Genomic DNA, 23931 nt, shown 5'->3' on the forward strand with positions numbered 1-23931 from the left:
GCGGGCGGGTGCGCGGGGCGGGGGCGCCCGGGCCGCGGGGGGGGCGCCCCCGGCCCCCCCCGCCCCCCCCCCCCGCCCCCCCCCCCCCCCCCCCCCCCCCCGCCACCGATCGATAACGAATTTCAAATCCGCAAACCGAACCTGATGCCGTCATAGATGGCGGCATGGATGTTGCGCGAGGCGACCGCGTCGCCGATCCGGAACAGCACGAAGCGCGCTTCTGGGTTGCGCGCCGGAAAAATGTCGCCACCGCTCACCAGCCGCTCATAATCCACCGCGCCGCCGTTCTTCGACAGCGGTTTCAAGGACAAATAGAGATCGTCGAGCGGCAGCGTGCCGTGCTCGACCACCACCTGGTCGACCCTGCGCTCGCCGCGCCAGCCATCGGCGAAATCCGAGGCCAGTTCGGCGACCAGCAGGTTGCCCTCGCGCCGCACCGAGCGCAGCCTTGTGTTGATTGTGATGGTGACGCCCTTCTCCTGGAAGGCGCGCATATAGGGCACGTGGTTCATGCCGCCCATTTCCGGGGCAAAGAACCGCTCCGGCGAGACAAGTTCGAGTTTCGAGCCGGCATTGGCGATCAATTCGGCCGCGCCCATGCCCTGATGGCCGCCATTGTCGTCATAGAGCAGCACATTTTCGGCCGGCTTGGCGCTGCCGGCCATGATGTCCCAACTCGAGGTGACCAGGTTGTCGCCTGCCGTCAGCGGCGGGTTCTGCGGCAGGCCGCCGGTGGCCACCACCACCACGTCGGGCGACAGGGCCAGGACATCGTCCTTCTCCGCCCAGGTGTCATAGCGGATCTCGACGCCGAGCCGGTCGAGTTCGGCCAATCGCCAGTCGATGATGCCGATCAATTCCTTGCGCCGCGGGTTCTGCGTCGCCAGCCGAACCTGGCCGCCGGCCTGTGACGATGCTTCCAGGATCGCCACCTTGTGGCCTCTCTCGGCCGCGACCCGCGCCACTTCCAACCCGCCGGCGCCGGCGCCGACGACGACGACTTTCTGCTTCGGCCCTTCGGTCTTGACGATAATGTGCGGAATTTCGGCCTCGCGGCCGGTCGCCGCATTGTGGACGCACAGCGCTTCGCCGCCTTCGTAGATGCGGTCCAGACAATAGGTGGCGCCGACGCACGGGCGAATCTCGTGCTCGCGGCCTTCCATCACCTTTTTGATGATGTGCGGATCGGCGATGTGGGCGCGGGTCATTCCGACCATGTCGAGCTTGCCGGTGGCGATGGCGTGCCGTGCGGTGGCGACATCGGAAATCCGCGCCGCATGGAAGGTCGGGAATTTTGTCGCCGCCCTCACCTCGCCGGCGAAATCGAGATGCGGCGACGAGCGCATGCCGGTCACCGGGATAACCTTGGTCAACGCCGCGTCACTCTCGATCGAGCCACGGATGATGTTGAGGAAATCGACCTTGCCGGAGCCGGCCAGCCGCTTTGCAATCTCGACGCCCTCCTCCTTCGATAGGCCTTTTTCGAAATCTTCATCGGCGACCATGCGGATGCCGACGACGAATTTGTCTCCGACCGCCGCACGCACGGCGTCGAGCACCATGTTGGTGAAGCGCAGGCGGTTGTCGAGCGAGCCGCCGAATTCGTCGTCGCGATGGTTGGTGGCCGGCGACCAGAAGCCGTCGATCAGATGGCCGTAGGCTTCGAACTCGATGCCGTCGAGGCCAGCGGCCTGGCAGCGCTGCGCGGCCGAGGCATAGTCGGCGACGATGCGCTCGATGTCCCAGTCCTCGATGGTCTTCGGGAAAGCGCGATGCGCCGGTTCGCGCACGGGCGAAGCCGAGAGCACCGGCAGCCAATCGGCCTTGTTCCAGCCGGTGCGGCGGCCGAGATGGGTGATCTGGATCATCACCTTGCAGTCGTGCTCGTGACAGGCGTCAGCGAGTTCGGCCAGCCACGGCACGATCCTGTCCTCATAGACATGCAGATTGCCGAAGGCGGCCGGACTGTCGCGCGAAACGATCGCCGAACCGGCGGTCATGGTCAGCGCCATGCCGCCCTTGGCCTTTTCGGCATGGTAGAGCCGATAGCGCTCTTTCGGCATGCCGTCCTCGGAATAGGCCGGCTCATGGCTGGTCGACATGACCCGGTTCTTCAGCGTCAGATGTTTGAGCTGGTAGGGCTGGAGAAGCGGATCGTTGCTGGTCATCGTCTTCCTGCGGTTTCAAATTGTGCTAATGAGCGGCAAAATTCGTTTTCAAGCATGTCGTCCCACGCGCACTCCGGGCGGCATGCGATAAGGATCCCGCCATGATAGACACCAAGACCCTCACCCAACTCGGCGCGCACGTCGAGACGCCACAAAGCCCCGAAGCAGCAGTCCTGGAGACCGTACCGTTTTCGCGCGGCGACGGACCGCCGGCGATCGTGCGCTTCACCTGCCCGGAATTCACCTCGCTGTGCCCGGTCACCGGCCAGCCGGACTTCGCCCATATCGTCATCGACTATGCACCCGATGCGCTGCTGGTGGAATCGAAGTCGCTCAAGCTGTTCATGACCTCGTTTCGCAACCATGGCGCCTTCCATGAAGACTGCACGGTCATGATCGGCCGCCGCATCGTGGCGGCAACCAAGCCGCTGTGGTTGCGCATAGGCGGCTATTGGTATCCGCGCGGCGGCATTCCGATCGATGTGTTCTGGCAAACCGGCGCTCCGCCCGAAGGCGCCTGGCTGCCCGACACCGGTGTCGCGCCCTATCGCGGGCGCGGCTGAACAAGGACGTCTTGACGATCGAGACCACATCAGTTGAGCGGCAGACGCCGGTAGCGGCCAGGCTTGTTCGGATCGCTGAAATGGCCCATCGGCCCATGCTCCGCGAAGTGCCCCGCCCAACGCTTCATCGCGGCGGGGTCGAGCTCGACGCCCAGCCCGTAACCTTCCGGCACGCGCACCGTGTTGCCGGTTTGGCGAAACGGACCGTCCTTGATGACGTCGCCGATCTGCCAGGCAAACAGTGACTGCGATGCCTCGGTGATCCACTGCGTCGCCGCCACGACATGCAGATAGGCCGATGTCATGATGCCGAGATCATTCGAATAGCACCAGAAGCCCTTGCCCATCGCCTCGCAGGCAGCGATGAATTTCAGGGTTTTCGACAGACCGCCCAGGGCGGCAAAATTACAGACGAAGTAATCCGGAGCGCCAAGCGCCACCGCTCGTCTGAGGTCTGGAGTGTGCGTGGAAAACGGGATGCGCGAGTGCTGGCGCAGTGCTGCCATCTCCTCGAAAGTGGCGACCGGGTCCTCGTAGTTGCGGATGTTGAACGGCTCGATCTCGCGCAGCACCCAGCGCGCCGTGGTCAGCGACCATTGCATGTTGGAATCGAGCTTGATCTGCGCCTTTTCGCCCAGCGCCTCGCGCAGCATGCGCACGGTCCTGATTTCAAGCTGGGGATCGCCCATGATCAGCTTGCCCTCGAAGATAGTCGAGCCGTGCTCTTCGCGCATCTTCAGGCAGTAATCGACGATCGCTTCGGGCGTCATCTCGCCGCCCGCCCCATTCTGTGCCGCGCGAAAGGAGAAATATTCCGAAAACGGAATGTCCTTGCGTACCGCGCCGCCTAGCACCTTGTAGAGCGGCATGCCGAAGACCTTGCCTCTGATGTCCCAGAGCGCCAGTTCGACGGCGCCGAAGGCGACAGAGGCGGCGTTCTCGCCGGTATTGGCGGTGATCTGCCACGGCGGCACGCAGCGCGCCTCGCAATCGGCAATGTCGAGCGGATCGGCACCAATCAGCGCCGGCGCGATCTCGGCCTTGATCACCTCGCCGAAGTGCCACCACGGGGCCTCGCCCAATCCGACGACGCCTTCGTCGGTCTCGACTTCGATGATCGACTTCGAGGCGCCGCCATAGAGACCGGCCGTCCACCAGAACGGCGCATCGAGCGGAACGTTGACATGGGTGACGCGGATATTGGTGATCTTCATCGGTACCTATTCGCACTGATATTGGCTGAGGGCCCACTCGCCGGTCACCGACAACAGGTCCGTGATCTTCCAGTCGCCGTCGACCTTCTTGAATTTCCATTCCAGCCGGTGCGGGTTGCCTGATATGACGAAGGCAACGATGACCTTGGCCTGGTCGCCGTTGATCGCTTCAAGCGTCTTCAGGCTCTTGTCGATCTCGGCCTTGTCGTAGTCCGCATTGTCCAGCGCCATGTTGGGGTCGAGGCACTCGCCCTGCCCGGACTTGCGCAAGGCGTCGCTCTTGTCGAGCACGGTTTTCGCCGGATCGGTGAAATGGCTGCGCTCTGACGGATCGATCTCCAGCCCGACCCGATCGTAAAACGGCCGCACCACCGCTGTCGGGGATCCCGGCTGGACAGGTGCTGCGGGCGCTGCCTCGGCTGGCGACCATCCGACCGGCGGCGTTGTTGGTTCCACAGCCGCTCCGGGCGCATTTGCGGGCGGCGGCCCGCTGTCGCCCGGCGCGGTGTCAGCCGGGGCGTTTGCCGGCGGCGCACCCAACAAGCCTTGCGCGGCGGCGCCACTCAGACCCACCGCCAGCAGGCACATGGTCGACAGTGCCAGGATCGGGCGATGGGCCATCGCATCACTCCGGTGTCTGGCCGGCCACGCATTCCAGCGCGCTGAGCGTCCAGTCGCTGGTCTTGGACGCGATGTCCGATATCTTCCACTTGCCGTCGATCTTCTTGAGCGACCAGACCATTTCGCGCTTGGAATCGTCGCCCTCGGAGAAAAGGCTGAAGGATGCTGTAACCTCTGCGTTGTCGCCATCCAGCTTCTCAGACAGTTTCAGCGTTTTCGAGACGGTCTTCTGATCGAAATCCTGGGCGTCCAGGCCAGGATCGAAATCGATGCAGGCGACCTGGTCCGGGTTCTTTTTCGTTGCCTGGTCGTTCAGGTCGAACAGTTTCGTCACCGGCTCGGTGAATCGATCCCGGTATTGTTCGTCGGCCTCGAACTTGACCGCTGGAACATAGAAGAACTTCACGGCATTGGACGCCGGGCCGGCGACGGCGGCCGCGGGCAAGGCTATCGAAAGGGCGGCAGCGAGCACTGTCAGTCTCATGCAGAATCTCCGGCTTTTGATGGCTTAAGCCTATCAATACCACGTATCCTGCATATCGGCTTTTTTGCGGCTCATGAAGTCCTGCAGCACCCTGTTTCAGCCGTCGAGCCAGACGGTTTGAAGGTCCATCTCGAAGGTCTGGTGGACACCGTAGTTCTTCACCTTCTTGTTCATATGGCTGTAGAGCTTCTGCCAGAACGGTTGAACGATGACGCCCGAATCCTGCAGGATTTGTTCGACATCCTTCATCACCTCCTTCCGCTTCTCCACGTCGATGAGCGAAAGCGCCTGCTTGAGCTTGGCGTCGAAATCGGGATTCGAGTATGCCGATTCATTCCAGGCCTCGCCGGTGCGATATCCCAGCGCCAGCACCTGAACGCCGAGCGGGCGCATGTACCAGATCGTCATCGAATAGGGGTACTTCGTCCAGTCGTTCCAGAAGGTCGAACCCGGCAGCACCGTGCGCTTGACCTTGATCCCGGCATCGCGCAGCTGGCCGGCAATCGCGTCGCCCGTATTCTTCTGCCAATCGTCCTCGATGGTGATCAGCTCATGCTCGAAGTCGGCCTGTCCGGCTTCCGCCATCAGCTTCTTGGCGCCGGCGGCGTCGCGTGTCTTCTTGGGCAGCGGGTAGTATTCCGGGTGGATCGGGGCCACGTGGTGGTTTTCACCAGGGGTGCCTCGCCCGGCATAGCCAAGTTCGAGCACCGCATTGTTGTCGACGGCCATCTGCAGCGCATTGCGCACCCGCTGGTCGTCATAGGGCTTGTGGGTGATGTTGGTGCGGGCAACCAGCGTCGTCGCCGTCGCCACTTCCGATTTCACCAGATCCATCTTGTCGAGGATGTCGATGAAGTCGGCGGGCGTCTCGAAATTGAGGTCGATCTCGCCGGAGTCGAATGCATTGATCGAGGCGTTGAAGTCGGTGCCATAGTCGATGAATTGGACACCGTCGAGCGGCGCTTCACCACCCCACCATTTGCCATTCTCGCGGCGCTTGACGACCGCCTTCTGGCCGACATCGTATGAGACCAGTTCGAACGGTCCGGTGCCAATCGGCTTCTTGATCGGATCGGCACCGTCGGCATCGAAATTGCGGTGCACGACGAGCGCCGGATAGTCGGTGAAATTCGGGATCAGCGAGATGTCGGGTTCGCTGAGCTTCAGCTTGACCGTGTTGTCGTCGACCTTGGTGATCGCGCCATCCCTGGCCTTTTTGGTCTTTGCGTCGATCAGCGCGCCGACACGTGCGGCCATCGAATTGCCGGCGACGCCTTTCTCGCACCAGCGCGTCAGATTGTAGGCGACGTCATCGGCGTTGAAAGCATCGCCGTTGTTCCAGGTGATGCCCTTGCGCACATGCAGCACATATTCGGTGGCGTCGTCGTTGATGTCCCAGCTTTCAAGCAGGACCGGCTCGAATGTGAATTGCCTGGTGTAGCGGACCAGCGGCTCCAGCCAGCAGCGCGAAATGTTGGCCAGTTCCACCCAGTCGTAAGTGCGCGGGTCCTTCTGTCCCTTCACCGACATCGATACACGCAGCGTTCCGCCTTTCTTCGGCTCCTGCGCCACCGCCCGGTCGGGCACGGCAAGGCCGATCATGCCATAGGCAAGCGCCGTCGAGGCACCGAAGGCGCTTGCGAGCGCCAGGAATTCGCGCCGGTCGACACGACCGGCACGTGCTTCGACTGCCATCGCCTCGATAGCGCCCGGCACGCGATCACCATTGCTACTGAAGAGTGTCATTTTTTCCTCCCGTCTGGTTCCCATTTGGTCTTCGTGCGTCGCCTCAACTGACGCTGTCCGGCAGCCTCTCCTCGCGCCGCGCGATGAAGTCTGTCAGGCCATCGGCGATGCCTTCGTCGAGCTTCGGCTCTTCATAATCCGCCAGCATGTTGCGTGCCTTCTCGCGGCCGCGCGTGTCGTGGTCCTTTGCCCCTTCGGCCTTCCACTGCTCGAACGAGTTGAAGTCCATGATCGAGGGCATGAAGAAGGCGGACTCGAAATGGTCGAGCGTGTGCTGGGTGCCCAGGAAATGACCCTGCGGCCCCACCTCGCGGATCGCCGCCATCGCTTCCTTGAAATCGTCGAACGGCAGCCCGCCGGCATATTTGTACCAGCCGATCAGCTGTTCGCAGTCGGTCGCGAATTTCGAATAGCCGCAAGTCAGGCCGGCCTCGAGCCATCCGGCGGAGTGCCAGATGTAGTTGGCGCCGGCCAGGATGGCGGCATGCATCAGCATGTTCGCCTCGTAGCCCGCCTGCGCATCGTTGAGCTTCGACCCGACATGGAATCCGGACGTGCGCCATGGCAGCCGATATTTCCGCGCCAGGGCTCCCATCAGATACATCATCTGGGCCGCCTCCGGCGTGCCGCCCATGGGAGCGCCGGTCTTCATGTCCACCGTCACCATGAACTGCCCGTAGATCTGCGGCGACCCCGGACGCAGCAGTTGCGTGAACGCGATGCCCGCCAGCGCTTCCGCGTTGACCTGCGCCACCGCGCCCACGGCGGAGGCCGAGGTCGAGGCGCCGCACAGCGCGAAGGGCGCGAGGATCAGCGGCTGGTTGCTCCGCGCATAGACCTTCATCGCGTCCAGCATGGTGGCGTCCCACACAAGCGGCGAATTGCAGTTGGTGATCGACACCAGGACCGGGTTGTCGCGGACATAATCCTCGCCGAACACGATGCCCGCCATCGCCATCGTGTCTTCCGCCCGATCCTTGGACGTGACGATGCCCATGAACGGCTTGTCGGAGTGCTTCAGTGCCGAATGGATGATGTGGAGGTGACGCTTCGGCACCGCGATTTCCATCGGCTCGCAGATGATCGAACTCGATGAATGCAGCGCCGGCGCCATGTAGGCGAGCTTGTGGAAATTCTGCAGGTCGGCGAGCGTGCCATAGCGCCTGTTGTTGTCGAGGTCGCGCACATAGGGTGCGCCGTACATCGGCGCGAAAATGGAGTTGTTGCCGCCCACGCGCACCGAACGCTGCGGATTGCGCGCATTGAGCGTGAACTCCGACGGGACCTTCGACACGAGTTCCATCAGCAAGGCGCGGTCGATGCGGACACGTGTCTCCGAAACGTCTGCCCCCGCGGCCTTCCAGAGCGCGATAGCCTCGTCGTCGCGGAACTCGCATCCCACCTCTTCAAGGATGGCGAGCGACTCCTGGTGGATCAGCTCGACCGCCTCGTCCGGAACCATCTGATAGACGGGGATCTGGCGGACCAGCGTCGGAAACGACGTTACGGGCGCTCCGCGCAGCGCTTTGCGCCCGAGACGGCCGCCACTTCGACGATTAGCGTGTTCGGTCACTTCGGGGGCCGGTGCGTTCATGGCAACTCCATTCCACTCATTGGGACCAGCCTAACGGGACAAAATAGCGATGTGACGCTGGAAAATCCTGATCGCTTGTATAAGCTGAGCTTATGCGAAGCCTGCGCCACCTCCTGCCCTCGGCCGGCAGCCTGATCGTCTTCGAGGCCGCCGGGCGGCTCTCGAGCTTCACCGCCGCCGGGCGCGAGCTCGGCATGACGCAGGCTGCCGTCTCCTATGCGGTGCGCGGACTGGAAGAACAGCTTGGCGCCAAGCTTTTCCAGCGCCGCCACCGCCAGGTCATCCTGACCGAGGCCGGTGAGCGCTTCCACGCCGACGTCTCGCTCGGCCTCTCGCATATCCGAAAGTCGGCGGAGGATCTGCGCCTGCAGGCAACCGGCGGCCACGTGACGCTGGCCGCCTCGACGGCTTTCGGTTCCTTCTGGATGATGCCGCGCCTGCAGCAGTTTCGCGACGAACTGCCCGGCATCGACCTGCGCATCCAGACGGCCGATCGCGACCTCGACATCATCGCCGAAGGCATCCCGCTCGGCGTGCGCGGCGGCGAGCCGCGGGATTGGCCGGACTATCATTCGCTGCCGCTGGCGGACGAGGAAATCTTCCCCGTTGCTGGAACCAGCTACGCGGCAAAATTCGGCCTGCCCAAATCCGTCGCGGAACTGGCCACGCACCGCCTCATCCATCTGGAAGAGCCGTATCGCGAGGCGGCCAGCTGGGACGAATGGTTCCTGTCGGCCGGCGCCAATCTCAGCGATACCGCGCGCGGCCTGCGCATCAACGACTATGGCTTGGTGATCCAGGGCGTGATGGAAGGGCAAGGCATCGCTCTCGGCTGGCGGCACCTCGCCGAGCGGCTGCTGGCGTCCGGCCTGCTGGTACCGGTGACGGATCATGTGCTGAAGACCGGCAAGGCGTTCTACGTCGTCTGGCCGAAGAACCGCGAACTCAGCGACAATGCGCGCAAGGTCAGGGATTGGCTGGCGGCGCAGGCGTGAGGGAACAGTGCCTCCCAGTTCCTTGGAAGTCGGCGGGACAGCATCACCGCTATTCCGCCTACATCGAATGCTTCCTCATCGCCTTCGAATCCGCCTATAGTGACGCCATGCCCATCCGCCAGCTTTCCGAAACGATGATCAACCAGATCGCCGCCGGCGAAGTCATCGAGCGTCCGGCAAGCGTGGTCAAGGAACTGGTCGAAAATGCGCTCGACGCCGGTGCTTCGCGCGTCGAGATCGTCACCGCCGGCGGCGGACTGAACCTGATCCGCGTCACCGATGACGGCTCCGGCATTCCCGAACCGGAGCTGGCGCTGGCGATTGCGCGCCACTGCACCTCCAAGCTCACCGAGGATATCAACGACATCCGTTCGCTCGGCTTCCGCGGCGAGGCGCTGCCGTCGATAGGCTCGGTGTCGCGGCTGTCGATCCGTTCGCGCACGGCCGCCGGCGACAGTGCCGCCGAGATCGGCATCGAGGGTGGCCGCGTTTCGGCCATCAGGCCGGCGGCAGCCAATCGCGGCACCACGGTGGAGGTGCGCGACCTGTTCTTCGCCACGCCGGCCCGGCTGAAATTCATGAAGGGCGAGCGCGCCGAAAGCTCGGCGACCAGCGATGTGATCAAGCGCATCGCCATTGCCTTCCCCGCCGTGCGCTTCACGCTGGCCGGCTCGGATCGCTCGACACTGGAACTGCCGGCGACCGACGACAGCGCGGAAGGCAGTCTGCGCCGCGTCGCCCAGGTGATGGGCGCCGACTTTCCCGACAATTCCATTGCCATCGACGCGATGCGCGAAGGCGTGCATTTGACCGGTCACGTGTCGATCCCATCCTTCACCCGCGCCAATGCCTTGCAGCAGTATGCCTATGTCAACGGTCGCCCAGTGCGCGACAAGCTGATCGCCGGCGCCATTCGCGGTGCCTATGCCGACGTCTTGCCGCGCGACCGCCATGCGGTAACGGTGCTGTTCCTGTCGCTCGATCCGGCCATCGTCGACGTCAATGTCCACCCGGCCAAGGCCGATGTGCGCTTCCGCGACCCTGGCCTGGTGCGCGGGTTGATCGTCGGCGCCATCCGCCAGGCGCTTGCCGATTCCGGCATTCGTGCCGCGACCACGGGCGCTGCCGGTATGATGGCGGCCTTCCGACCCGGTGCCGCATCCTACAGCCACGGCGGCCCGGCGAACGGCCACCGCAGCTACGACGCGGCCTACCGCGCGTCGGGCTCGTCCGGCTTCGATGCTGCCCGTTCATCCCAGCGCCCTCTCGACATGGGTTTCGAGGGAGCGGGCTTCGAGCATCGCGGTTTTCGTGAAAACGAACAGGCGGCGTTCGATGCCGGCGCCAGCGCCGATGCGCGCGCCGGCCAGACCGAAGCGGCCGAGACTTTGCTTGGCGCGGTGCTGGGTGCGGCACGCGCGCAGGTGCATGAGAACTACATCGTCGCGCAGACCAGGGATTCGCTCGTCATTGTCGACCAGCACGCAGCGCATGAGCGGCTGGTCTATGAGGCGCTGAAAAATGCGCTGCATTCGCGGCCGGTACCCTCGCAGATGCTGCTTCTGCCTGAAATCATCGATCTGCCGGAAGAGGACGCCGAGCGGCTTGCCCTGCATTCCGAGACGCTGGCCCGCTTCGGCCTCGGCATCGAGCGCTTCGGCCCGGGCGCCGTCGCGGTGCGCGAGACGCCGTCGATGCTCGGCGAAACCAATGTCCAGCAATTGGTGCGCGATCTCGCCGACGAGATCGCCGACAACGACACGGTCGAGACACTGAAGGAGCGGCTGGACAAGATCGCCGCGACCATGGCCTGCCACGGCTCGGTTCGCTCCGGCCGCCTGCTCAAGGCCGAAGAGATGAACGCGCTGCTGCGGCAGATGGAGGCGACACCAGGCTCCGGCACCTGCAACCACGGCCGCCCAACCTATATCGAACTCAAGCTAGCGGATATCGAAAGGCTGTTCGGGCGGCGTTGAGGTCTATCGGCGTCCCGCTTCATTTCCTCTGGCGGTATTTTTTGGTCTTGCGGTCAAAGGCATAGTCCATCTGATATCCGGCGCCGCCACCTCGAAAATTCACCGAAATGATGTCCTTGCCTCGCTCGGCCCACTTCTCGACGTTCGCATAGATGGACGTCATCAGCATGCCGGCATTGCAGTTATCATCATCGAAGGCGATCTCCTGAACGACCTTCCTGCTGCTCTTTTTGATGACCCGCATTTTCGCCATGCAAGTGCCTGAGTCGGTGTTCGTATAAGGACCGGCAAACCTGTGGGCGGCTGTTTCGGCCCAGAAGGGAATCTCGACGGTCCCGTCGAGCTTTGGGTCGCCAGTATCGTCCAGACTCGCGACCTTCTTGAGCGTGACGGGAAACGTGTCCGCCCCCTTGCTCCAGCTGCCTGTCGCGCCGCTTTCAGCCATGTCGAGGGAAAATGGGCATCCGGTGGTGTCGACGGGGATCTTTGATCCAACCACCAATATCCGGTCGAATTCCTTGTCGTTCGAAATCTCGCAGAGCGCGAGCCTGGTGCCGTTGAGCTTGCCGAACACGGCTATCGGGCTTTGTTTCGCGTCGTAGAAGTAGCTTCCCTCGATGGTCATGCCGCTGCCGAAGCCGTCATATGTCTGAAGCGAGACATGAACGGGCTGGGAGCCGATGGACCCTTCGTAATTCTCCACGTGATACCAACCCGCGGCGGCCTTCCCGCTCAGCAGAAGCACACAAGAAATTACGGATATGAACCATCTTCCCATCCCGACCCCGCTATGTTCCACAAAAGCGGCCCACCATAGCCGCCCGCCTGGCGCATGTCTGCATCACAGCGGGCACGGGTAGTGTCTCAGTTTGAATTTCCGATCTTCGACCTTGGAAGATTCGCTACGCCGTCTCGCCGGGTGTAGGGTCGTCAGATCTTACGGAGCATTTCACGGAGGATAGTGTGCGTAGTTTGATCCTTGGCATGGCTGCCCTCGTGCTCACCTCCTCATTTGCGCAGGCAGCAGGCGACATCACCGCCGGCCGGGCAGTCACGGTGAAATGCCAATCGTGCCACGGCAAGGAAGGCCTCGGCAGAGCTCTGGCCGGCGGTGGCGAAGCGCCCAATCTCGCCGGGCAGAAGTACGACTATCTCGTCCACTCGCTGATGGCTTACAAGGCCGGAGAGCGCAAGAGTTATATGATGTCGTTGGTCGTCAACCACCTGAGCGATGAAGACATCGCCAATGTTGCGGCTTACTATGCCGCGATCAAGATTACCGTCGAAGCTCCGCCGCCTTAAGCCACCTTTTTGTACGGTCCGCGCTTGCCCGGCTTCGGCGCAACGGCATCCATCTTCTCGCAAAGATCGTCCATCGACCAAGCGTCTGAGACACGCCAGCGGCCATTGCCGGCGTCATTTTCAACGTCTTGTGCATTTTGATGAAGTTGTACCAGACGGTGTAGATCGCGACCATGTGGACATGGTTTTCGAACTTCTTTGAGAACGCATTGGTAAGGCGTGTGAAGCGGCGGTTTGCCATGCGCATGGTGAGGTTGGCGCGCTCGATATGCGACGTGCTGACATGCACCGGATCGGGATTGCCTTCGGCTCGGGATTTGAGTCCGGAAACAGCTCCAATCTTTTGCTTTAACGCTTCAAATTCACAACGATGACGCCGCCGAGCGCCAGCGCGCCGCCGAGGATGCCAAGCAGCGTCGGCACTTCGCCCAGCCAGAAGAAGCCGATCAGGGCAGACATGGGCGAAACCAGATAGAGGAAGTTCGACGCACGTGCGGCCGGCAGACGCGACAGAGCGGTTGCCCATGCGGCATAGGCGATGAGGCTGGGCACGATGCCGAGAAAGATCACAGCGCCGAGACCGGCGGTGTTGGCAACCGCTGCCTGCGCAAAGCCGCTCGGCAGGAAGGGTGCCAGGCAAAGTGCGCCAAGCACCATATTGGAGGCCGAAATGGTCAACGGATGATGGCGGGCAAACAGCGGCTTCTGGACGATGGTGTTGACGGCCGAGCACAAGGCCGAGCCAAGCACCAGCAGGGCACCGGTGTTAAAATGCAGGCCATGCCCGTCGGCCATGGCGATGACGCCAATGCCAGCGAAGGAGATCACCGTGCCGGCCCAGGCCATGCCCGAAAAACGCTCGCCAAGCAACGCCATTGCCATGATGGCGGTGAAGATCGGGCTGACATTGATAATGAAGCCGGCGGCACCGGCCGAGACGGTCAGTTCGCCGAAATTGAGCATTACCGTGTAGAGCGCGACGAAGATGGCGCCGCCAAAGACCAGGCGCCACACTTCGTCGAGCCTGGGCAGCGCCGGGCGCTTGACGGCGAGGAAGATCGCCGCCGGCACGGCGGCGATGGCAAAGCGCAACGCACCGAGTTCCAGCGGTCCGAAGGCGGCAAGACCGGCACGGATCGCCGGAAAGGCCGATGCCCAGCCGACCACCGTCAGTGCCACAGCGATGGCTGCCGTGGTGTCCATCCGCTGTGTCGGATTCAACGTACTGGTCATTGCGCTCATCTCACTGCCCTCGTATTCTTCGGTCCTGAAAGGCAGAAAACGCCTTTTCGGGCCGGTTGACAAACGACCAAATCGAGGATCACCTGTGACTATGGATCACAGCTCGTACACAATGGTACCGCTCGAAACGCTGCGCGCCTTCGACGCCGCGGCGCGAACGGGCAGCTTTTCGGCGGCGGCAGAAAAGCTCAACATCACCCACGGCGCCGTTAGCCGGCAGATCGCCAAGCTCGAAGACTGGCTGGGATTGAAAGTGTTCGATCGCGGCGCGCGCGGCGTCTCGCTGACCATCGAAGGCAACCGGTTGCATCTGCGCACGGCCGAAGCCTTCGCGCTCATATCGAGCCATTCCGACCGCTGGGTCGAGCCGCGCGGCACCGCCGTGGTGAGGCTGACCTCGATCCCCTCGGTCAGCGGGTTGTGGCTGATGCCGCGCATGGCAGCGCTGGAGAACGATCCTTCCAAGCTGCGCATCGTACTTGACGTCGACATCCGCCAGGCCGACCTTGCGGACGAAGGCATCGACCTCTCGATCCGCTGCGGCCGCGGCGGCATTCCGGGCCGCATTTCGGTGCAGCTTTTCGAGGAACATGTCTTCCCCGTCGCCTCACCGGAGCTTGCCCGCGAGATCGGGCGCGGCGACCCTGCCCGGCTGCTCAAATATCCGCTGATCAACGATTCCGACGCCTCGGCCTGGCGCGCCTGGTTTGCCGCGCAAGGCATGGACTATCGCCCGCGCCCACAGGACCGCCGTTTCGAGGATTACAATCTGGTGCTCGACGCCGCCGCCTATGGGCTCGGCATCGCGCTGGCGCGCCCGCCGCTGACCGGGCATCAGTTGGAGTCGGGCCGCATCACTCCCGTCGACGAGCGTACCGCGCTCAATCCGGTGTCCTACTGGCTCGACCGACCGATGGGGCGGCCACGTGCCGCCACGGCGGAACTGGCGCGCCGTATCGCTGTGCAGGCAGGCCTGGCGCCGGAAAAGATGGAAGCCTTCATCGACGCCGAGGGTTAGCGCAGCACCAGGAGAACGAACCCGACGATCGCCGCTGCCAACAGCCCGGCAGCCAACGATGTCAGCCCCACGCTCATCTGCCTGCTTCCGGGCCGCACGTTGCTCGACCGGGAAGCCGCCTGCCCTCGTCCCGCAACCGCATTGGCGTCGGTCGCGCGGCGCAGGGCCGGAACCTCAGGTGAGAGAAGCGCAAGCCATGGCAGTGCGGCAGGCCTTGCGGCGGCTCCCTCATCGACCCTTGCCGGGGGCGGCGCCAGGCCACGTTGCGTGGTGTCGCCGTCGACCGGTCTCCTCGCCGCAGTCGGTGCCGATGCCGCATCGTCGGCTGCCTCGCCATCCGGTTCCGCGAGCGCCAGATAGGCCTGCACCATCTCGGACGACGCTGTCTGCTGGGCTCTCGCGGTCGCCGGTAATAAGAGCACAGGCAGTGTCGGTGTCGCCGCCGGACGCACGGGCGCGCCGGATGGTGGCGGCGGCGCCACCAGCGCCTTCACGAGAGCGGCTTTTACCGGATCGGCCTTTGCCGACGGCACGGCCTGCGGCGTCATCGCTTCCCTGAGCAAGGCGGCAAGACGAGCAGAGGAAATGTCCATTGTGCCCCGGCAACAGCGTTTTTCTCGCCAACAATAGGGGTTCAGCATTGTCTCAGGCTTGTCACATGCTTGACCTCGCCGGCAATTTGTGGCGATGAAATCCCCATGAACCTCAGCGTCCCTGCATGATGAACCGTTTCGAAGGCCCCGGCGCCAAGGAAGCCCGCATCCGCTATCTCGATGGCGACTTCCAGGTTACCAGCCCCGGCGCATTCGTGCGCTGCGCGGTAACAGGCGAAAGCATTCCGCTCGATGAGTTGAAATACTGGAGCGTCGCCAGGCAAGAGCCCTATATCAACGCTACCATCTCGCTGCGCCGCGAAATCGAGGTGCATCCGGAGATGCGTAAGCGGGGCTAGCCCTTCAGCTTTCGCTGGCGCCAGGCATCCAGCGTTTCGTCGATGATACGTTCGGGCACGTGATCCAGCTCGAAAACCGTGTCGATCTCCAGCACCTCGAGCCGGTCGAGAAAGTCCTGTGAGGCGCCATGGCGCAGCCGGGCGGCGTCCTTGGCGGTGGTGATGAGGCCGAGCCCTTCGGCACGGGCCGTTGCCGCCAGCTCGGCAAGTTCGTCCTCGGCATAGAAATGATGGTCCGGAAACGGCCGCGTCAACACCAACTCGCCGCCGGCCTCGCGCACCGTGTCGAAGAATTTCTCGGGATGGCCGATACCGGCGAAGGCAAGGAACCGCTTGCCGGCAAGCCCTGCCTTCCCACTTGGCTCGGTATGGGCTTCGAAGATCGCCCGGCCGGCGCGTGCCGCCTGGCGGACGACGGTGTCGGCGGCGGTGCCCTCGCCCATCTTCAACAGTCCGCTGGTGAAGACCAGTTGGTCGACGACCTTGGCCCTGAGCGGGCCGCCCGGAATGACGCGGCCGTTGCCGATCCCGTAGCGCGCATCGACGACGACCAGCGCGTAGTCGATGTGGATGCGCGCGCTCTGAAAGCCATCGTCCATGATCAGGAAATCGCAGGCATGCTTTTCCAGCAGCAGCCGGGCGCCGGCGGCGCGGTTCGGCGTCACCGCCACCGGTGCGTGTTCGGCGAGCAGCAGCGGCTCGTCGCCGACATGCCTGGCGCTGTCATGATGGATATCGACGACATGCGGCTCGGCGAAGGAGCCGCCATGGCCGCGCGACAGGAAGCCCGGCTTGAGATGCATGCGTTTGGCCTGTTCGGCGAGCGCGATGGCCACCGGCGTCTTGCCGGTACCGCCAACGGTGAAATTGCCGATGCACAGAACCGGTGCCTCGATCTTCTCGCGCCTGGCCCGCCGCATGCCGCGGCCGGCGGCGAGCGCATAGATGGCCGATAGCGGCGACAGTGCCAGGACCCGCCAGTCCGGCTCTTCCCACCAGAATGGTGGTGCTTCGGAAGCCACGCTAGCGCCCGTTCGCGCCCTTCAGGCGCGACTTGACGACCAGCGGCTGGATGTAGGGCTCAAGCGATTTCAGCGTGCGGGCCAGAGCGCCGCGCATCTCGTCGACGGTCGCCACGCCCGCCGCCATCATCTCGTGGCGCGCCACTTCGTTGGTCAGGAGGAAATTGACGGCGCCGGCCAGCATGTCGCGATCGCGCACCAGCTTGGCGCCGCCGCTGTCGAGCAGACGCTGGTAGGCCTCGCGAAAATTCTGCACGTTGCGGCCGGCGAGAACCGCCGTGTCGAGCATGGCCGGCTCCAACGGGTTCTGGCCACCCTCGGAGGTCAGCGAGCGGCCGACGAAGGCGATTTCCGTCAGCCTGAGATAGAGCCCCATCTCGCCGATCGTATCGCCCAGCAATATATCGGTGTCGGCAGTGATCCTGTCGCCCTTGCTGCGCCGGGCGACCTTCAGGCCCATGCCGGAAATCTGCGCCGCCAGCGCCTCGGCGCGATCGGGATGGCGTGGAACGACGATCGTCAGAAGACCAGGGTGACGCTTGTGCAGCGTCGCGTGGACTTCCGCCGCGACCACCTCCTCGCCGTCATGGGTCGAGATCGCCGCCCAGGTCGGGCGCGCGCCGATCTGCCGCCGCAGCGTCGCCAGCACCCGTTCGTCGACAGGCGGCGGCGAGGTATCGACCTTGAGGTTGCCCGACACGGTGACCGGCCGCGCGCCGAGCGCTAGAAATCGTTCGCCATCGACATCCGATTGCGCCACCACATGAGCCAGGTTCTCGAACAACGCCTCGGCGATGTTGGCCCGTTTCTTCCACGACCTGAACGAACGGTCGGACAGCCTGCCATTGACCAGCACCTGCGGCACGCGGCGCGCGCCAAGCTCGAGGATGGTCATCGGCCAGATCTCGGATTCGGCGATGATCGCCAGATCCGGCTGCCAGTGATCGAGGAACCGGCTGACCGCCGGCTTGAGGTCGAGCGGTACATATTGGTGGATGATGCGGTCACCGAGCCGCTCGTCGGCGACTTGCGCTGAGGTGACCGTGCCGGTCGTCAGCACGATGTTGACGCCGTAGTCGAGAATGCTTTCGACCAGCGGCACGACCGCTATGGTCTCACCGACGCTCGCGGCATGGATCCAGATCACCGGACCCTCGGGCCGCGGGCGGCCGGCGACGCCATAGCGCTCGCGCCGGCGGTAGCGGTCTTCCTTGCCGCGCGAGGTGCGCCAGGCGACATAGGGTCCGACCAGCGGATAGGCGGCCGCCCCCGCGAAACGATATGCCGACAGCATGGCTCGCGCCCAGCGACCGCTCATCGCGCGGCATCCACAAGACGGTAGGCCTCGGCGGTCGCGGCATTGAGCGCAACCGTCACTTCCTGGCGCTTGCGCTCCATTTCGGCGTCATCGGCGCCGGCCGCCACGAAGATCGGCGACCCGATGACGATCGACGATCGGCCGAACGGCAGGTTGATGGTGGTCTTGTCCCAGCTCTTGTCCAGCACCTTGCGGCGGCTGGTGGTGATGGCGACAGGCAGTAGCGGCCGGCCCGAGAGGCGCGCCAGGAGAACGATGCCAAGCCCTGCGTCTCGCGGCGTACCGTGCGGAATGTCTGCAATCATGGCGACGTTCTTGCCGACAGCGAGCGACTTTTTCAGGGCGATAAGCGCTTTTGCTCCGCCCTTGTCGAGATGCCTGGCATTTTCTCGCCCGCCCGAACCGCGCACCGCCTCGATGCCGAATTTTTCTAGCATCAGCGCGTTGAGTTCTGCATCGGCGCTGCGCGAGACCATGGCGACCAGCGGCTTGCGCTTGGGGTAATAGGCCGGCGTCAGCAGATGCTGGCCGTGCCACAGAACGATGATACCGGGCTCGAATTCGGTATAGGCACCGCCCGAAAACCGCGCCGATCCCTCGACGACACGGTTGGTGAGGCGTACGAACCGGACGAACTGGGCGAACAGGCTGGCGATGGCGTTCTTGACGAATCGCGACTCCGCCAGCGGTTGGCGAATCTTGCGCCAGAATGCCTTGGTCGTGCGGCTGCGTCCCCTGCCCGTGGGCGCGGCATCGCTTGCTGGCCCTTTCGCCAGATCATGTTCCATCGAAGTCAACCGGCAGCCTTGTTGTCGGGGTCAAGCAGCCGGTGCAGATGAACGACGAAATAACGCATGTGGGCATTGTCCACGCTGGCTTGCGCCTTGGCTTTCCACGCCGAGTGCGCGGATTGATAGTCCGGATAGATGCCAACGATGTCGAGCCCGTCGAGATCGCGGAAATCGGTGCCGCCAAGCTTCTTCAGTTCGCCACCGAACACCAGATGCAAAAGCTGTTTCTTTCCGTCTTCCGCGGCCATGTCGGTCCTTCACATATCGTGAGTTTGTGACAGGTCTAGACCAAAGCCGGCGACTTTGGAACCTTTAGAGCGAGATGAATTCATCACGCTCCGGAAAGCGCTTCACGCATCCAGCCCGGCGATGACATCGGCGAGCACGGCCAGCAGTTCACCGCTGCCGGCGGCAAGCGCGCCGTGGCGGGTCACCTCGCCGGCATAGAGCGGGGCGCGGCCGTGCCGGTCGAGCAACTGGCCGCCGGCCTCGCGCAAGATGAGATCGGCCGCCGCAATGTCCCAGTCATGCGCATTCGGCTTGACGAAAGTGGCATCCAGCACGCCATTGGCAATCATGGCCAGCCGATAGGCGAGCGAAGGGCTGTAGGGCGCCCGCTTCAGCCGCGCCTGCCATTCGGCCGGCATCAGGTCGGTCAACTGCTTCAGCCCGGAAATCTCGGCCGTATCCGCCAGCTTGCGCACTGCAATGCGCTTGCCATTGCGGAAGGCGCCCTGGCCGGGCAGCGCCCAATAGGTCTCCTCCATCGCCGGGCATTCCAGCACGCCGGCCAGCGTGCGGCCATGCTCGACGACTGCGACGCTGACGCACCAGGTGCGCTGGCCTTCCAGAAAACCGCGCGTGCCGTCGATCGGGTCGACGACGAAGGTGCGGCGTGCCGAAAGCCGAACCGGATCGTCGACTGTTTCTTCCGACAGCCAGCCATAATCCGGCCGTGCCGCCAGCAGCGTTTCGCGCAGATAGGCGTCGGCGGCGTGATCAGCCTCGCTGACCGGCGAAGTGCCGCCCTTCATCCAGACTTGCGGGCTGTTGCCGAAGTAGCGCATGGCGATGACCCCCGCCTCGCGGGCGGCATCGCGCAGCAACGGCAAATCTTCGGTGGCCCCGGCGGTGGTCAGGTCAAGCTCCGGCAAGGGTCATGCCTTCGATCAGAAGCGTCGGGGCGGCGGTGCCGAAATTGCGGTCGAGATCATCGGCCGGCACCATGTTGAGGAACATGGTCTTCAGGTTCGAGGCGATGGTGACCTCGGCGACCGGATAGGCCAGTTCACCATTCTCGATCCAGAAGCCCGAGGCGCCACGGCTGTATTCGCCGGTGACCATGTCGACGCCCTGGCCAAACACCTCGGTGACGTAGAAGCCGGTCTTGAGCGATTTGATCAGCTCTTCCGGCGACCGCTCGCCCGGTTCGATGGCAAGATTGGTGGAGGACGGCGAAACGGAAGAGCCGTTGCGCGCGCCGCGTCCGTTGGTGACGAGCCCAAGCTCGCGCGCCGCCGAGGTCGACAGGAACCAGTGATTGAGCACGCCCTTTTCGACCATCAACAGCTTTTCGCCCTCGACGCCTTCGCCGTCGAACGGACGCGAGGCCTGTCCACGCAGCCGGAGCGGCTCGTCGGTGACAGTGATGGCGGAGGCGGCTACCTGCTTGCCCATCATGTCGCGCAGGAACGACGTCTTGCGCGCGACCGAGGCACCATTGATGGCGCCGGCAAGATGGCCGGCAATGCCGCGCGCGACGCGCGGATCGAACACCACGTCGACCGGCCCGGTCGCCGCCTTGCGCGCGCCGATGCGGCGCACCGCGCGTTCGCCGGCCTTGCGGCCAATGTATTCGGGCGTGTCGAGATCGGCAAAATGCTGGCGCGAGGAGAATTCATAGTCGCGCTCCATGCCCGTGCCCTCGCCGGCGATGACGCTGGCCGAGCGCGAGAAACGCGAGCCGACATAGTGACCGAGAAAGCCGTGCGAGGTGGCCAGCACCAGGCCGCCCAGGCCGGCACCGGCGCTGGAGCCGGCCGAATTGGTCACGCCCTTGACGGCAAGGGCGGCCGCTTCGGCTGCAAGTGCGGCCTCCTTCAACTGGTCGGCCGACACTTCGGTAGCGTCGAACAGATCGAGATCGCGCGTCTGCTTGGCGAGCAATGCCGGGTCGGCCAGCCCCTGATAGGGATCCTGCGGCGACGCTTTCGCCATCGCAACGGCGCGCTCGGCCAGCACCTTCGGATCCGAGGCAGCTGTCGCCGAAACACTCGCCACCCGGCCGCCGACGAAAACGCGCAGCGCGACATCCTCGCTCTCGGAGGCCTCTGTACCCTCGACCTTGCCGAGACGCACCGACACACCGGTCGAGCGGCCGCGCACGGCCACCGCGTCGGCGGCATCGGCGCCGGCCTTTTTGGCAGCCTCGACCAGAGCCGCGACGCGGTCGGTCAATTTTGCTGCGTCTGATATATCGGTCATGCCTGAAATCCTGCTGGTGCGGCCGGCGTCCGGTCGTTGCCCACCCATCTATTGTTCCGGTCCGGCTTGTGCAATGGCATGGGCTTCAATCAAGATGCAGGGTTGACGGTTCAAATCGCGAACCCTGCGACGCAAAATCAGTCCGCAGCCTGCTCGGAGCATTTTCGATGACGCCTTTCCATCTCGCCTTTCCTGTCCGTGATCTCGATGAAACCCGCGTTTTCTATGGCGAGGTGCTGGGCTGCGCCATCGGCCGCTCGTCGGCGACCTGGGTGGACTTCGATCTGTTCGGTCATCAGATGTCGGCGCATCTGCGGCCGCAGGCCGCACAGGCCCCCAGCGACGGCAAGGTCGACGGCATCACCGTGCCTATCCCGCATTTCGGCGCCGTGCTCTTGATGGACGACTGGCAGCACCTGGCGACGCGACTGGAGGCGCGCGACGACATCGACTGGCTGGAAAGGCCGATGGTCCGCTTCAAGGGCGAGCCCGGCGAACAGGCGACCTTGTTCATCCGCGACCCCTCGGGCAATGCGCTGGAATTCAAGGGCTTTCGCTCGCTGGAGCAGGTTTTCGCGCATTGAGCAGGTCAGGACCGGCTGCCGAGTGATTCAGGGCGCCGCGACAGGCGTCCAGATGACATCCTCGATCTTTTGCGCGCCGGTCGCCAGCATCGCCAGCCGGTCAAAGCCGAGCGCGATGCCGCTGGCCGGCGGCATGATGGCAAGGGCCGCCAGAAAATCCTCGTCCAGCGGATAGCGCTCGCCGTAGATGCGCTCTTTCTCATCCATCTCGATGACGAAGCGCCGGCGCTGCTCGTCGGCGTCGGTCAGCTCGCCAAAGCCGTTGGCGAGCTCGACGCCGCAGCAATAGAGTTCGAAGCGCTCGGCGACGCGCGGATCCCTCGGACTCGGCCGGGCCAGTGCTGCCTCGGCCAGCGGATATTCGCACAGGATGGTCGCCCGCCTTTGCCCGAGGAACGGCTCGACCCTTTCCACCATCACCCGGCTGAACAGGTCGGCCCAGCTGTCGTCGGGGGCGGTGCGCAGGCCGGCCCGGGTCAAGGCGGCGTACAGCGCGTCGCGGTCGGTGCCACCGTCGGCGGCGACCGTGGCCAGCAGGTCGATGCCGGCATGGCGAGAGAAGGCATCCGCCACTGTCAGCCGCTCCGGCTCGGCGAACGGATCGCAGTCGCGGCCCCGGAACGAAAACTGCGTTGCCCCTGCCCGTGTCGCGGCCAGCGCCAGAAAGGCCGCGCAATCCCGCATCAGGCTCTCATAGGCCTCGCCCACCCGGTACCATTCGAGCATGGTGAATTCGGGATGGTGCAACGGACCACGCTCGCGGTTACGGTAGACTGGACCGAAGCTGAAAATCCTGACTTCGCCGGCGGCGAGCAGCTTCTTGCAGGCGAATTCCGGCGAGGTGTGGAGATAGAGCGGCGACGGCGCGCCGTCCGGTCCGACCACTTCCGTGGCGAAAGCCGCCAGATGCGCCTCGTTGCCCGGCGAGACTTGCAGGGCCGCCGTTTCCACCTCGACGAAATCATGGGTGGCGAACCAGTCGCGCAGACTGGCGGCGATGCCGTTGCGCAGCATCAGCCGCGGGCGGCGGTCGGCGTGGACATGCGGCGTCCACCAGGGTGAAGCTTCGGTCATGGGGCCCAGATCATGGTGGAAGGGGGCTGGCGGCGGCGGCCAAGATGCGGTAGGCCCCCATCCAGCGCCGCACAAGCCGGCAAACGCCAATCAACTCTCGCAGGATTTAAAACCGTGGTGAAAGTCATCGCCAGTTCGCTCCGCAAAGGCAATGTCGTCGAAAAGGACGGCAAGCTTTATGTGATCCTCTTTGCCGAAAACATCCACCCAGGCAAGGGCACGCCGGTGACGCAGCTCGACATGCGCCGCATCGGCGACGGGGTAAAGGTTTCGGAGCGCTACCGCACCACCGAACAGGTTGAGCGCGCCTATGTGGAAGAGCGCGAGCACACCTTCCTCTACCGCGACGGCGAAGGGTTTCACTTCATGAACCCGGAAACCTACGACCAGGTGGCGGTGTCGGAAGCCGTGGTCGGCGACATGGCGCCTTACCTGCTGGAAGGCATGGCCGTGCAGGTGTCGCAGTTCAACGGCATCGCCATTTCCCTGGTGCTGCCGCAGCGCGCCACCTTCGAAGTGGTGGAAACCGAGCCAACGACCAAGGGCCAGACGGCCTCGTCCTCCTATAAGCCGGCCGTGCTGTCCAACGGCGTGCGCACGCTGGTGCCGCCGCACATTGCGCCAGGCACCCGCGTGGTGGTGATGACGGCGGATGGGGCCTATGTGGAGCGGGCGAAGGACTGAGGGAAATACCTAAGGACGAAGGCTTGCCACCCTTGGACGGAGGTGGACGGTGCCGATAGCCACGGTATACGCCGATCACGATGGCCGGTTGAAATAAAC

General features: G+C 64.1%; 24 protein-coding genes and 1 pseudogene. 8 read left to right on the plus strand and 17 right to left on the minus strand.

From position 1 onward, the window contains the following. Positions 1 to 122: 122 nt before the first annotated feature. Positions 123 to 2168: an oxidoreductase gene (locus NKJ06_RS09940; RefSeq protein ID WP_352633321.1), complete on the minus strand. Its 2046-nt coding sequence runs from the start codon at positions 2166 to 2168 to the stop codon at positions 123 to 125. 101 nt (positions 2169 to 2269) lie between these two features. On the opposite strand from NKJ06_RS09940, the gene queF reads away from it, so the two are divergent. Beyond that, a complete protein-coding gene (gene queF / locus NKJ06_RS09945; protein ID WP_292190578.1) occupies positions 2270 to 2731 on the plus strand; it encodes a preQ(1) synthase in 462 nt (153 codons plus the stop codon). A gap of 29 nt (positions 2732 to 2760) precedes the next feature. Here queF and NKJ06_RS09950 read toward each other — a convergent pair whose 3' ends face one another. The 5 genes from NKJ06_RS09950 to NKJ06_RS09970 all read right to left on the minus strand — a co-directional run bounded on the left by NKJ06_RS09950 (position 2761) and on the right by NKJ06_RS09970 (position 8390). Then, the gene (locus NKJ06_RS09950) at positions 2761 to 3945 is read right to left on the minus strand and encodes a mandelate racemase/muconate lactonizing enzyme family protein (protein WP_352633320.1); all 1185 of its coding nucleotides are present in this window, start codon (positions 3943 to 3945) and stop codon (positions 2761 to 2763) included. 6 nt (positions 3946 to 3951) lie between these two features. Beyond that, positions 3952 to 4566: a hypothetical protein gene (locus NKJ06_RS09955; RefSeq protein WP_352633319.1), complete on the minus strand. Its 615-nt coding sequence runs from the start codon at positions 4564 to 4566 to the stop codon at positions 3952 to 3954. Between the two features lie 4 nt (positions 4567 to 4570). Beyond that, on the minus strand, positions 4571 to 5050 hold the full coding sequence (locus tag NKJ06_RS09960) for a DUF3828 domain-containing protein (protein WP_352633318.1): 480 nt from the start codon (positions 5048 to 5050) through the stop codon (positions 4571 to 4573). A gap of 96 nt (positions 5051 to 5146) precedes the next feature. After that, entirely contained in the window at positions 5147 to 6796 is a 1650-nt protein-coding gene (locus NKJ06_RS09965; protein ID WP_352633317.1) for an ABC transporter substrate-binding protein, read from the minus strand. Positions 6797 to 6839: 43 nt separating this feature from the next. Beyond that, positions 6840 to 8390 carry a trimethylamine methyltransferase family protein gene (locus NKJ06_RS09970; protein ID WP_352633316.1) on the minus strand — a complete coding sequence of 517 codons (1551 nt, stop codon included), beginning with the start codon at positions 8388 to 8390 and terminating at the stop codon, positions 6840 to 6842. Positions 8391 to 8482: 92 nt separating this feature from the next. On the opposite strand from NKJ06_RS09970, the gene NKJ06_RS09975 reads away from it, so the two are divergent. Beyond that, positions 8483 to 9385, plus strand: a complete 903-nt coding sequence (locus tag NKJ06_RS09975) for a LysR substrate-binding domain-containing protein (protein WP_352633315.1) — start codon at positions 8483 to 8485, stop codon at positions 9383 to 9385. Positions 9386 to 9492: 107 nt separating this feature from the next. Next, positions 9493 to 11361, plus strand: coding sequence for a DNA mismatch repair endonuclease MutL (mutL, locus tag NKJ06_RS09980; RefSeq protein ID WP_352633326.1), 1869 nt, complete (start codon positions 9493 to 9495; stop codon positions 11359 to 11361). Positions 11362 to 11380: 19 nt separating this feature from the next. Here the strand turns inward: mutL and NKJ06_RS09985 are convergent, their stop codons facing one another. Then, positions 11381 to 12106 (minus strand): hypothetical protein, encoded by a 726-nt coding sequence (locus tag NKJ06_RS09985; RefSeq protein WP_352809729.1) that lies wholly within the window; start codon positions 12104 to 12106, stop codon positions 11381 to 11383. Between the two features lie 218 nt (positions 12107 to 12324). On the opposite strand from NKJ06_RS09985, the gene NKJ06_RS09990 reads away from it, so the two are divergent. Then, positions 12325 to 12663 carry a c-type cytochrome gene (locus NKJ06_RS09990; protein ID WP_352659415.1) on the plus strand — a complete coding sequence of 113 codons (339 nt, stop codon included), beginning with the start codon at positions 12325 to 12327 and terminating at the stop codon, positions 12661 to 12663. On the opposite strand, the pseudogene NKJ06_RS09995 reads toward NKJ06_RS09990, so the two are convergent. Beyond that, positions 12660 to 12967 (minus strand): annotated as a pseudogene (locus NKJ06_RS09995) (IS1 family transposase); the annotation flags it as partial. The gene NKJ06_RS09990 and the pseudogene NKJ06_RS09995 overlap by 4 nt on opposite strands. Positions 12968 to 13011: 44 nt before the next feature. Further along, positions 13012 to 13905, minus strand: coding sequence for a DMT family transporter (locus NKJ06_RS10000; protein ID WP_352633312.1), 894 nt, complete (start codon positions 13903 to 13905; stop codon positions 13012 to 13014). Positions 13906 to 13996: 91 nt separating this feature from the next. Here NKJ06_RS10000 and NKJ06_RS10005 point away from each other — a divergent pair, with 91 nt between their 5' ends. Further along, complete coding sequence (locus NKJ06_RS10005) at positions 13997 to 14923, plus strand: LysR family transcriptional regulator (RefSeq protein ID WP_352633311.1); 927 nt, start codon at positions 13997 to 13999, stop codon at positions 14921 to 14923. Here the strand turns inward: NKJ06_RS10005 and NKJ06_RS10010 are convergent. Continuing rightward, positions 14920 to 15516, minus strand: coding sequence for a hypothetical protein (locus NKJ06_RS10010; RefSeq protein WP_352633310.1), 597 nt, complete (start codon positions 15514 to 15516; stop codon positions 14920 to 14922). The two genes, NKJ06_RS10005 and NKJ06_RS10010, sit on opposite strands and share 4 nt — an antisense overlap. 125 nt (positions 15517 to 15641) lie before the next feature. Between NKJ06_RS10010 and NKJ06_RS10015 the strand changes: the two genes are divergently transcribed. Beyond that, positions 15642 to 15875 carry a DUF2093 domain-containing protein gene (locus NKJ06_RS10015; RefSeq protein ID WP_352633309.1) on the plus strand — a complete coding sequence of 78 codons (234 nt, stop codon included), beginning with the start codon at positions 15642 to 15644 and terminating at the stop codon, positions 15873 to 15875. Here the strand turns inward: NKJ06_RS10015 and lpxK are convergent. The 6 genes from lpxK to NKJ06_RS10045 all read right to left on the minus strand — a co-directional run bounded on the left by lpxK (position 15872) and on the right by NKJ06_RS10045 (position 21490). Next, a complete protein-coding gene (gene lpxK, locus NKJ06_RS10020; protein ID WP_352633307.1) occupies positions 15872 to 16897 on the minus strand; it encodes a tetraacyldisaccharide 4'-kinase in 1026 nt (341 codons plus the stop codon). The genes NKJ06_RS10015 and lpxK overlap by 4 nt on opposite strands. Before the next feature lies 1 nt (position 16898). Then, positions 16899 to 18215: a lipid IV(A) 3-deoxy-D-manno-octulosonic acid transferase gene (gene waaA, locus NKJ06_RS10025; protein WP_352633306.1), complete on the minus strand. Its 1317-nt coding sequence runs from the start codon at positions 18213 to 18215 to the stop codon at positions 16899 to 16901. Continuing rightward, on the minus strand, positions 18212 to 19003 hold the full coding sequence (locus NKJ06_RS10030) for a lysophospholipid acyltransferase family protein (RefSeq protein ID WP_352633305.1): 792 nt from the start codon (positions 19001 to 19003) through the stop codon (positions 18212 to 18214). The genes waaA and NKJ06_RS10030 overlap by 4 nt, the downstream gene beginning before the upstream one ends. Positions 19004 to 19008: 5 nt before the next feature. Continuing rightward, positions 19009 to 19254 (minus strand): DUF4170 domain-containing protein, encoded by a 246-nt coding sequence (locus NKJ06_RS10035; RefSeq protein WP_352633304.1) that lies wholly within the window; start codon positions 19252 to 19254, stop codon positions 19009 to 19011. Between the two features lie 102 nt (positions 19255 to 19356). Further along, positions 19357 to 20160, minus strand: a complete 804-nt coding sequence (locus NKJ06_RS10040; RefSeq protein ID WP_352633303.1) for a 3'(2'),5'-bisphosphate nucleotidase CysQ — start codon at positions 20158 to 20160, stop codon at positions 19357 to 19359. Continuing rightward, positions 20147 to 21490: a TldD/PmbA family protein gene (locus NKJ06_RS10045; protein ID WP_352633302.1), complete on the minus strand. Its 1344-nt coding sequence runs from the start codon at positions 21488 to 21490 to the stop codon at positions 20147 to 20149. Before NKJ06_RS10045 ends, NKJ06_RS10040 begins: the two co-directional genes overlap by 14 nt. 167 nt (positions 21491 to 21657) lie before the next feature. Here NKJ06_RS10045 and NKJ06_RS10050 point away from each other — a divergent pair, with 167 nt between their 5' ends. Then, entirely contained in the window at positions 21658 to 22074 is a 417-nt protein-coding gene (locus tag NKJ06_RS10050; RefSeq protein WP_352633301.1) for a VOC family protein, read from the plus strand. Positions 22075 to 22101: 27 nt separating this feature from the next. Here the strand turns inward: NKJ06_RS10050 and epmA are convergent, their stop codons facing one another. Further along, the gene (gene epmA, locus NKJ06_RS10055) at positions 22102 to 23148 is read right to left on the minus strand and encodes an EF-P lysine aminoacylase EpmA (RefSeq protein WP_352633300.1); all 1047 of its coding nucleotides are present in this window, start codon (positions 23146 to 23148) and stop codon (positions 22102 to 22104) included. A gap of 114 nt (positions 23149 to 23262) precedes the next feature. On the opposite strand from epmA, the gene efp reads away from it, so the two are divergent. After that, entirely contained in the window at positions 23263 to 23832 is a 570-nt protein-coding gene (gene efp / locus NKJ06_RS10060) for an elongation factor P (protein WP_352633299.1), read from the plus strand. The last annotated feature ends 99 nt before the right edge of the window (positions 23833 to 23931 follow it).

The sequence above is a fragment of the Mesorhizobium sp. M0293 genome, assembly GCF_040321735.1.
Taxonomy (GTDB): domain Bacteria; phylum Pseudomonadota; class Alphaproteobacteria; order Rhizobiales; family Rhizobiaceae; genus Mesorhizobium.